Source organism: Glutamicibacter sp. BW80, assembly GCF_002332385.1.
Taxonomy (GTDB): Bacteria; Actinomycetota; Actinomycetes; order Actinomycetales; family Micrococcaceae; genus Glutamicibacter.
Map to the genome: position 1 here is coordinate 1 of NZ_NRGV01000078.1, position 7,828 is coordinate 7,828.

Sequence of the window (7,828 nt, forward strand, 5' to 3'; positions counted from 1 at the left end):
CTCTTTAGCGTGAATTTCCGGGCGCTTCTTCCCCAGACCCCTGCCCTACGGGTTGCATTCCAGACCCTTATGCCAGGACTGCTCCGCTTATCAGGAACGAGGTAATCAACCGACCGCCTCACTCATGTATCCCTAACAGTACTTTTGGAGGTACTTCTCATGGTTCGCAAGATCAAGAACACCAAAACCGCAGACCAGCGCCGAATCGAAGCCGAAACAATGCAAGCGTCAATTGCCGAACAGGTCGAGCAGCTGCGCAACAGTGATGCATGGATGAAGTACTTGGAATTTGCCCAAGCATTCCACCGCTACAGCATGGGAAATCTTCTGCTAATCCTGGCACAGTGCCCCGGCGCAACCCGGATCGCTGGATACCGGACATGGCAAAATCTCGGCCGACAAGTCCGCAAAGGTGAAACCGGAATCCGCATTTTCGGCGGCCGTAGCGTCCGCTGGACCGAGGAAGACGAAAAAACCGGCGACGAAACCGAACGCAGCACCGTGCGATTCTTCCCGGTGAGCGTGTTTGATATCGGACAAAGCGACCTAACGGACCCAGAAGCAGAGGATCACAGCACCGTGGCACACAAACTGACAGGCGAAGACCCTCAAGGGATCACCAACGCAGCGACGGACTACCTGACCGGCAAAGGCTGGACCGTGAGCCGTGAACCAATCAGCGGGAGCGCCAACGGGTACACCACCACAGACGGCAGCAAACAAGTAGTCATTGACCAAGCATTATCCCCCGCACAAGCAGCCAAGACCGCCCTGCATGAAGCCGCGCACGTGATCCTGCACAGCGACCAAGACGCAGCCGAATACATCGAGCACCGGGGCATCAAAGAAACCGAAGCCGAAAGTGTGGCCTACATCGTCGCCGGAATCCTCGAACTAGACACCAGCGCCTACAGCATCGGATACGTAGCAGGATGGAGCCAAGGAGAAACTGAGGTGATCAAAGAGACCGCCGCCCGAGTACTGAAAGCCGCCCACCAACTGGCCGAAGCGATCACAGAACCAGCCGAAGAAAAACAAGCCGCGTAACACATCAACTAATAGTACTATTACCGTTGCTTTTTAGTGGCGGTAATAGTACTATTAGAGTTAGAAGGAAAGAACAAGGGGAAGGAATCTCATGCCTATCAAATTTGATTGGGAAGCAATGGCCACCGAAGAGAACCGCATCAACCGCAGCGCTGAACGAGCGTGGAGGGGCCTGTTTCCAGAGGAGGTTGAAGAAGATCAGGAATGAAACGGTACTATTACCGCTACTATTTATTAGCGGTAATAGTACTATTAGAGCTACACCGGAGAGATTGAGAGAGGAAGATTCATGAACAAGGCACTTTTCACCTACAGCCAAGAGGCGGTCTTTGGACCCACCGAGGAGCACAAATTCACGGCAGACCAATTCAGGCAGGTATTAGGCGGCGGTGTGCTGGGGTCATTGGGAGCAACTGACCTGGTGGCAGTCCCAGGAACCCACCAGTGCGGCGGCCTGATGTTCACCGCGCGAGTGCTGCCAATGACCAAGGGCGGCAAGCGCGGGACGCAGCCCCGCAAGATGGCAGTTATGGTCAGCCTGACCGCTGCCGATGAAATTGATCTTGAAGTCCGCGAGGTCGCACGCGGCACGGAGCACGCAAAGATCGAGGGCATCTATATAGACAACCTCGGCCGCGCAGCGCTGGCCGTCGATTACGACGGCCGCGAAGTTCTAAACCCCCGTTACTGGACCAAATAACACCTTTAGTACTATTGCCGCCGACGGCGGCAATAGTACTATAAGAGCTACAAGGAGAGACTGACATGCTGAGCATTGAGCAAATCGAAGAACTGGCCACCGAAACTATCCGGGGTATCTCGCCGGAGTATCGCGCCGAGCTAGTCAAGGAAACCCGCAAGCGCTACTTTGGTCCAGCGAATGATGCGGCCGCAGTAAGTGACCTCATGCAGGATATTGCAGCAGAACGACGGTATCCAACAAATTAATTATCACTAATAGTACTATTACCGTTGCTTTCTACGAGCGGTAATAGTACTATTAGAGTTAGAAGGGCAGGGGAGGATATGAATTCCGCAATCACCATTTACAGTAAGCCGTCCTGCGTACAGTGCAACGCAACCTATAGGGCACTTGACGGCAAGGGTATCGCCTACGACGTAGTGGATATATCGGTCAATGCGGACGCGCTGGCCTTCGTGCAAAGCCTGGGATACCAGCAAGCGCCCGTAGTGGTTGCTGGTGCAGATCATTGGTCAGGCTTTAGGCCGGACAAGATAGCACTGATCGACCCGCTGTAAATTTCACCAAAGTTTTCAATAAAATCCCTTGTAGCGCTATCAGCTCCAATAGTACTTTTAGTGTTACAAGGACAGTCAATCAGGAGGAACCAAATGTCTCACATCATCCGCAGCGGAAACCTTGTCCGTATCCCAGAACTGCGCAAAGGCGATAAGGGATCGTACGCCTACGCACGCGTGGCCGTGACTGATGCAATCCGCGCCAAGGATGGCAGCTTCACCGATGGCCCCGCAATCTTCTATGACGTGCAGGTGAGCGGAGTCCAGGCCGAAGAGTTAGTAGAAACCGCCACCGAATCCGGCAATGTCCGCGTGATTTTTTCAGGCCGCTACCGCGTGACCGAGTACAAGGGCGCTCAGGGCTCGACCATTCAGCACCAGGTGACCGCCGATGAAATCGGCATCAGCCTACGCAACCAGTCCGTGCGTGCAGCCAAGCGCAAAGCGCAGCCAGTCAGTGTTGTCAGTGCGCAGGGCGGCCCTAGCCAGTCGCAGCCCCAGGATACCCGCACCTACGGCGAGAACTTGCAGGAGCGCCAGCCGGGAAATCAGGACTTCTTCACCCCGCCGCAGCAGAACGGCGGCGTTCAGAACCCCTACCTGAACAACCCTGGAAACTAGCAGCAGTCAGCAGGTGCGGGGCCGAGCGGCCCCGCACCTGCACCCCTAGTAGTACTATAAGAACCTATACCCCTAACAGTACTTTTAGAGTTGTTAGTACTGCTACCACTATTGGAGGTAAGAACGTGAGCGCAGAGATTATCGCCCTGGCCAACCAAAAAGGCGGCGTCGGAAAATCAACCACCACGGTTAACTTGGCGCGCGCAGCCGTCCAGCGTGGCTTGCGTGTCCTGGTTGTTGACCTGGACCCCCAAGGAAATCTGACCGATGCACTTGCAGCCGAGCCGGTGGCAGATGACCAGGTGGGCCTAGCTGACGTGCTGAGCGCCCGAGCGGATGAAATTCTTGTAGAGGTCATCGTGCCGACGATCTGGGTAGGCGTGGACATTGTGCCGACGGCAGGGGACACCCTGGCATCCGTAGGCGAAGAACTCATAACCACAGGGGCCGGCCGCGAATCGAAGCTACGCAAAGCACTTGCAGAAGTGTCCGAGAGCTACGACCTGATTTTGGTGGACTGTGCCCCTAGTTTGGATCAGCTCACCATCAACGGCCTGACCGCAGCCCACAAGGTGCTAATCGTTACCCAATCCAAGAAGTGGAGCCTTGACGGGCTGGCAAAGCTGCTGCGCACCATTGAGAGCGTGCGGGAGCACTACAACCGAAACTTGCAGGTGGCCGGTGTCTTGGTGAACCAGCACGAGGGCCGCACTATCGCAGGGCAGACCTGGCTAGACGAGCTGCACGCCGCCGCCGAAGCCCGAAACTTCACGGTGCTCACCCCGCCAATCCCCAAGCGCGTTGTCATCGCAGATGCCACCGAAGCATCAGTGGCACTCGATGAATGGGGGAGCGCAGAAGCCACCGAACTAAGCAAGATGTACGCAGATCACCTCACCACTATTCAAGGAGTCAAGTAGCTATGGCAGGCCGACCAGCAGCCCGAAAATCGAATCTGGCAGGAAGCAGCCCGGTAAAGCCTGCGGAAGCCGCAGCTGCCGCCACACCGTCGCAGGAAGAGCCTAAGAAGGTCGCCAATGCTGCCGCCGCTGCGCCGAAGCCAGCAGCCGAAGAGCCGGTGAAGAAGCGCAAGTACCCGCATAAGGTGTCGTTCTATCAGGACATGACCGACACGGACCGGGTACGCGGAGCCATCTTGCATACGATGATTTCAGAGGGCAACCGCAATCTATCGCAGTTCATTCACAAGGCAGTGATGAAAGAAGTAGAGCGCTTGGAAGCCGAATACAACGGCGGCAAGCCCTGGCCAGCAGTCAAGGCTAATGACATGCCCCAGGGCGCAGCATCACACACAGAGAAGGAAGACTAATGCGAAAAACCATCATCATGCTTGCATCCGTAGTTTGCGCAGGTGCACTCGTCGTTCAAATCATGTTCGCAATGGCCATCATGGATACGTTCAGCAAAGCTTTTGCTGCGCCGGTAATCCAGGCTTCATGCGCAAGTTATGTGGAATTTGTTCTTGCTCGCACCGAGGAAGGCATGAGTCCTAAAAACATCGACAAGCTTTGGAACCAAGGAGTAGCAAAGCATATCGAACCGAACGACCGCATGAATTCGGAAGGTATCTGCGGAACCGTCGAATCCATCGTGGACTTGGCCAAGACCAAATAGAGCAGGTCCAATTTGTCGGGCCACGGAAGGATACTACTGTCATGAATAGCAAGAATATTCAGGTCGAGGTTTTCCAAGAAGCAGCGGCAGCCTTGAAATCACAACGTTATTGGGATCATTCATCTGTAGATGACCAGATCGAGTTTTTGAACGCGCTCAGCGACGTAGCGCGAGAAGTGGCCTATCAGATGGACAAGTACAACGTCCTACAGCCCGAAGCGGTAAAAGCTTTTCGTGACGCTGCGACAGAGCCGCTAGGCCCGTCCTTCCAAAAAGACACGGCCGAGTTGCTTTTGATGGGATCGCTGGATAACAGCGTTCAGAAACTTTATAAAGATATCCGGGAAGAACCAAATGAAACCGATAAATAATAGATCGGGTCAATACTGTTGCGAATCGAATCAAAATTTGTTCCAGAAGCGAATAAGCCCATGAACAAATTTGAGGCTCAAGAACACGCGTTGTCACTGAAAGAACAGAAGCTCACCTATCGGCAGGTAGCAGCTGAGATTGGTGTGACCGTTGGGTCGGCTACTTACCTGGTTCGGTGTGCGCGTCTTCGTTTGGCAGAGAGTCCGATACTCACTGATCGGCTGCGCGTTCATCCGGACTGGTCCACGATCGATTCAACAATTGATATCAATGGAGTTGGCCAGGTATGGGGATACTGGCCGAACATTCCCGATGAAGCTATTTGGACGAATGCGTATCCGAGCGAGATTACAGCCACCAACGACGGCTACCTGGTGGAAGCACCATACGTCGAGTACAGCGAACATTCATCACACCCGTGGTATGTGTCCGAACCGGGGGCGGAAGTGCCCATGCGGTACAAGAGGCACTATGCATCGGATGCTGATCTCATTGAAGATCTTCCATTGATTCAGGAGTGGAGGCATCCTTTCAAGGCCGAAGATGTAGAAAACTAAAACGAAGCTTGGGGAGACCACCAATATCGGTCGTTTTTGACCAGGTAACCAAAAACCATGATGCCCCGGCGACGCGCCGGGGCATTTTCGTGTCAAAAACCTGTTCAAAACCCAATCCTGGCTAAAACTAACCAGCTACCGTTTTTGCTATGACAATAGTTGGATACGCACGAGTAAGTACCCGAGAGCAAAACCCAGAGTCTCAGGCGGCCGAGCTGAGCGCGGCCGGGGCCGGGAAAGTGTATGTCGATCACGGAGAGTCGAGCCGCATAGCAAACCGGCCGGAGTGGATCGCTTGCCTGGATTATTTGCGGGAGGGCGACACTCTAGTGATTCGTGCTTTGGATCGGATAGCTGGAACTGAGCGTATGGCCATCGAAACAATCAGGGAATTGGGGGAGCGCGGAGTCAAACTGAGCAGTCTCACCGAACCATTCCTCGACATTGATGCAACAACACCAATGGGTGAAGCCATCATAGGCATCATGGCGGTGCTGGCCCAGCTGCGCGTTTCTACGATCAGAGAGAATACGCGCAGAGGACTAGAGCACGCTCGCGCCCAGGGGCGCATTGGCGGCAGACCAAGCGTCATGACGGCTGAACGCATAGAAACTGCGCGCAAGCTGCGCACTGAGAATAAAAGCTATCCGCAGATAGCAGCAATCTTGGGCGTGAGTGTTTCCACGGTGCGCAGAGCAGTAACGCGAGGGCTAGAAAACAGCCTATAACATGTATTATAATTGAACTGTAAGGAATCTATTTTCTAGCCTTAGGAGGTTGTTATGAATCAGGTTATTGAATCGCCGCGAGGGAGTGATTTGGCTGCGCAGTTACTGCGCGCCAGGGAGCTGTCGGAAGTGGCTACGCTGGATTACAAGAGACTGCTTAAGGCAGCAGGGGAGCAGATGACGCAGACCCAGATCGCTAGCATTCTTCGCGTTTCGCAGCCTGCTATAGCTACAGCGTTGAAGCGTGCCGCGAAGGTGCCTAATGCGGTGGAAGATTTTAAGGCTGCGTCACCTCATGAGGTGTGTCAGCGGTATGCGGCCGGGCTGATTAGCCGGGATGAAGTGATCCGTGAACTGGTAGCTTGGCCATACAAGAGCAAGCCCAAAGTGAATGAGTTTGGGGAGCTAGAAGGAACGACCGAAGGAACTTTTGTGGAAGTTCAAAATGCGGTTTCCTTCGGCTTGATCGACTATGACATTTATGAGGAAGTCCTGGATCAACGGGCCGACTAACGCACCGTATTAGGAGAGAGTGTGAGTTTAGACGAGACCGTTGCACGTCACTACGAAGCGTTGCAATCTGTAAACGCTAATCCAGCGATGAGTCCGGAGGGTGAGCACGCCACCATATCGAATCGTGCCAATTTCATCATGGCCGATGGTGAGCGGGAACCCAGGCGAGGGAGAATGCAGCTGCATGATCAATGGATTCAAGAGGTCATTGACAATAACCCACAAGCTAAAGATCAGCACAGGGCTTATGTGATGGCTGGTCCACCGGGCGCGGGTAAGAGCTTTCTTAAAGACTCGCAGCTCGGCGGCCTGAATGAATTCGTGGTTTGTGACCCCGACTATTTCAAAGCAAAAATCCTTGAACATGAGCTAGGCCAGGACCCAACGTTGGATTCTTTGAAGCCACAGATGATCAAGGATTATGAAGCGCAAGGCGAGAAGTTCGCGCCCTTTGAACTTGCTTCCCTGGTACATGAGGAATCGTCATATCTGAATGCGAGACTTCAAGACCGATTGATGGAAAAGGGCACAAACTTCATTGTCGATACCGTCCTTAAAAACGAGAAGTCGGCTGAAAGTATTGCCCAACGTTTGGACGCTAACGGCTACCAGTATCGAGTCATTAGTGTGCAGACTGATTATGAGACTTCGGCCCAAAGCGTTAAGGATCGTTGGGCGGGAGACTATAAGAAGTTTCTCGCAGGTGAGAACTCTCTAGAAGGTCGGCTAGGTGGCCGACCAGTGCCGCCAGCTGTCGTTGCCGCAGTCTTCCCAGGGAAGACCGGACCATCGACTACCGAGGGTGCAGCCGAACATCTAGCAGCCAGCGGTAAGGGTGCAATCAGTTTGCAGCAGTATCGCCGCGTTGAGGGCAAGCCGCATCCACTAGAAGTGGACAAGGTGAAAATGGACGGGCGACTAATCCCACGTAGCTTGGCGACGGCGAATAAAGCAATTCCCAAGTCGGTTCAAGCTCATAGCAGAGCGGCTAAGATTCACCGTCAAGGCAAAGACCAAGGGCCGGGGATAGGCGACTAACCGCACACCTTCCCCGTGCCCCGATAGATGCAAAGAAACACGAACGGACCCCCTGTC

General features: G+C 54.0%; 13 protein-coding genes. All 13 read left to right on the forward strand.

Annotated features, from left to right (window positions below; translation table 11 throughout):
- The first annotated feature begins 159 nt into the window (after window positions 1–159).
- The 13 genes from CIK76_RS18795 to CIK76_RS18855 all read left to right on the forward strand — a co-directional run bounded on the left by CIK76_RS18795 (window position 160) and on the right by CIK76_RS18855 (window position 7,771).
- Entirely contained in the window at window positions 160–1,047 is an 888-nt protein-coding gene (locus CIK76_RS18795) for an ArdC-like ssDNA-binding domain-containing protein (RefSeq protein WP_096289340.1), read from the forward strand.
- Between the two features lie 289 nt (window positions 1,048–1,336).
- Window positions 1,337–1,747, forward strand: a complete 411-nt coding sequence (locus tag CIK76_RS18800) for a hypothetical protein (RefSeq protein WP_096289342.1) — start codon at window positions 1,337–1,339, stop codon at window positions 1,745–1,747.
- Window positions 1,748–1,812: 65 nt separating this feature from the next.
- On the forward strand, window positions 1,813–1,995 hold the full coding sequence (locus CIK76_RS18805) for a hypothetical protein (RefSeq protein WP_096289344.1): 183 nt from the start codon (window positions 1,813–1,815) through the stop codon (window positions 1,993–1,995).
- Between the two features lie 78 nt (window positions 1,996–2,073).
- Window positions 2,074–2,307 (forward strand): glutaredoxin-like protein NrdH, encoded by a 234-nt coding sequence (gene nrdH / locus CIK76_RS18810; RefSeq protein ID WP_096289346.1) that lies wholly within the window; start codon window positions 2,074–2,076, stop codon window positions 2,305–2,307.
- A gap of 93 nt (window positions 2,308–2,400) precedes the next feature.
- Window positions 2,401–2,928, forward strand: coding sequence for a single-stranded DNA-binding protein (locus tag CIK76_RS18815; protein ID WP_096289348.1), 528 nt, complete (start codon window positions 2,401–2,403; stop codon window positions 2,926–2,928).
- A gap of 125 nt (window positions 2,929–3,053) precedes the next feature.
- Window positions 3,054–3,848 carry a ParA family protein gene (locus tag CIK76_RS18820; RefSeq protein ID WP_096289350.1) on the forward strand — a complete coding sequence of 265 codons (795 nt, stop codon included), beginning with the start codon at window positions 3,054–3,056 and terminating at the stop codon, window positions 3,846–3,848.
- A gap of 2 nt (window positions 3,849–3,850) precedes the next feature.
- Window positions 3,851–4,258, forward strand: a complete 408-nt coding sequence (locus CIK76_RS18825; RefSeq protein ID WP_096289352.1) for a hypothetical protein — start codon at window positions 3,851–3,853, stop codon at window positions 4,256–4,258.
- Entirely contained in the window at window positions 4,258–4,563 is a 306-nt protein-coding gene (locus CIK76_RS18830) for a hypothetical protein (RefSeq protein ID WP_096289354.1), read from the forward strand. Before CIK76_RS18825 ends, CIK76_RS18830 begins: the two co-directional genes overlap by 1 nt.
- A 41-nt stretch (window positions 4,564–4,604) precedes the next feature.
- Entirely contained in the window at window positions 4,605–4,934 is a 330-nt protein-coding gene (locus tag CIK76_RS18835) for a hypothetical protein (RefSeq protein WP_096289356.1), read from the forward strand.
- A 60-nt stretch (window positions 4,935–4,994) separates the two neighbouring features.
- Window positions 4,995–5,492: a hypothetical protein gene (locus tag CIK76_RS18840; RefSeq protein ID WP_096289358.1), complete on the forward strand. Its 498-nt coding sequence runs from the start codon at window positions 4,995–4,997 to the stop codon at window positions 5,490–5,492.
- Between the two features lie 149 nt (window positions 5,493–5,641).
- Complete coding sequence (locus CIK76_RS18845) at window positions 5,642–6,220, forward strand: recombinase family protein (RefSeq protein WP_096289360.1); 579 nt, start codon at window positions 5,642–5,644, stop codon at window positions 6,218–6,220.
- 54 nt (window positions 6,221–6,274) lie between these two features.
- Complete coding sequence (locus tag CIK76_RS18850) at window positions 6,275–6,733, forward strand: hypothetical protein (protein ID WP_096289362.1); 459 nt, start codon at window positions 6,275–6,277, stop codon at window positions 6,731–6,733.
- A 21-nt stretch (window positions 6,734–6,754) separates the two neighbouring features.
- The gene (locus tag CIK76_RS18855; RefSeq protein ID WP_141393635.1) at window positions 6,755–7,771 is read left to right on the forward strand and encodes a zeta toxin family protein; all 1,017 of its coding nucleotides are present in this window, start codon (window positions 6,755–6,757) and stop codon (window positions 7,769–7,771) included.
- The last annotated feature ends 57 nt before the right edge of the window (window positions 7,772–7,828 follow it).

Coding starts and splice junctions, on each gene's coding strand:
- CIK76_RS18795 (WP_096289340.1), top strand. CDS start 160: ATGGTTCGCAAGATCAAGAACACCAAAACCGCAGACCAGCGCCGAATC.
- CIK76_RS18800 (WP_096289342.1), top strand. CDS start 1,337: ATGAACAAGGCACTTTTCACCTACAGCCAAGAGGCGGTCTTTGGACCC.
- CIK76_RS18805 (WP_096289344.1), top strand. CDS start 1,813: ATGCTGAGCATTGAGCAAATCGAAGAACTGGCCACCGAAACTATCCGG.
- nrdH (WP_096289346.1), top strand. CDS start 2,074: ATGAATTCCGCAATCACCATTTACAGTAAGCCGTCCTGCGTACAGTGC.
- CIK76_RS18815 (WP_096289348.1), top strand. CDS start 2,401: ATGTCTCACATCATCCGCAGCGGAAACCTTGTCCGTATCCCAGAACTG.
- CIK76_RS18825 (WP_096289352.1), top strand. CDS start 3,851: ATGGCAGGCCGACCAGCAGCCCGAAAATCGAATCTGGCAGGAAGCAGC.
- CIK76_RS18830 (WP_096289354.1), top strand. CDS start 4,258: ATGCGAAAAACCATCATCATGCTTGCATCCGTAGTTTGCGCAGGTGCA.
- CIK76_RS18835 (WP_096289356.1), top strand. CDS start 4,605: ATGAATAGCAAGAATATTCAGGTCGAGGTTTTCCAAGAAGCAGCGGCA.
- CIK76_RS18840 (WP_096289358.1), top strand. CDS start 4,995: ATGAACAAATTTGAGGCTCAAGAACACGCGTTGTCACTGAAAGAACAG.
- CIK76_RS18845 (WP_096289360.1), top strand. CDS start 5,642: ATGACAATAGTTGGATACGCACGAGTAAGTACCCGAGAGCAAAACCCA.
- CIK76_RS18850 (WP_096289362.1), top strand. CDS start 6,275: ATGAATCAGGTTATTGAATCGCCGCGAGGGAGTGATTTGGCTGCGCAG.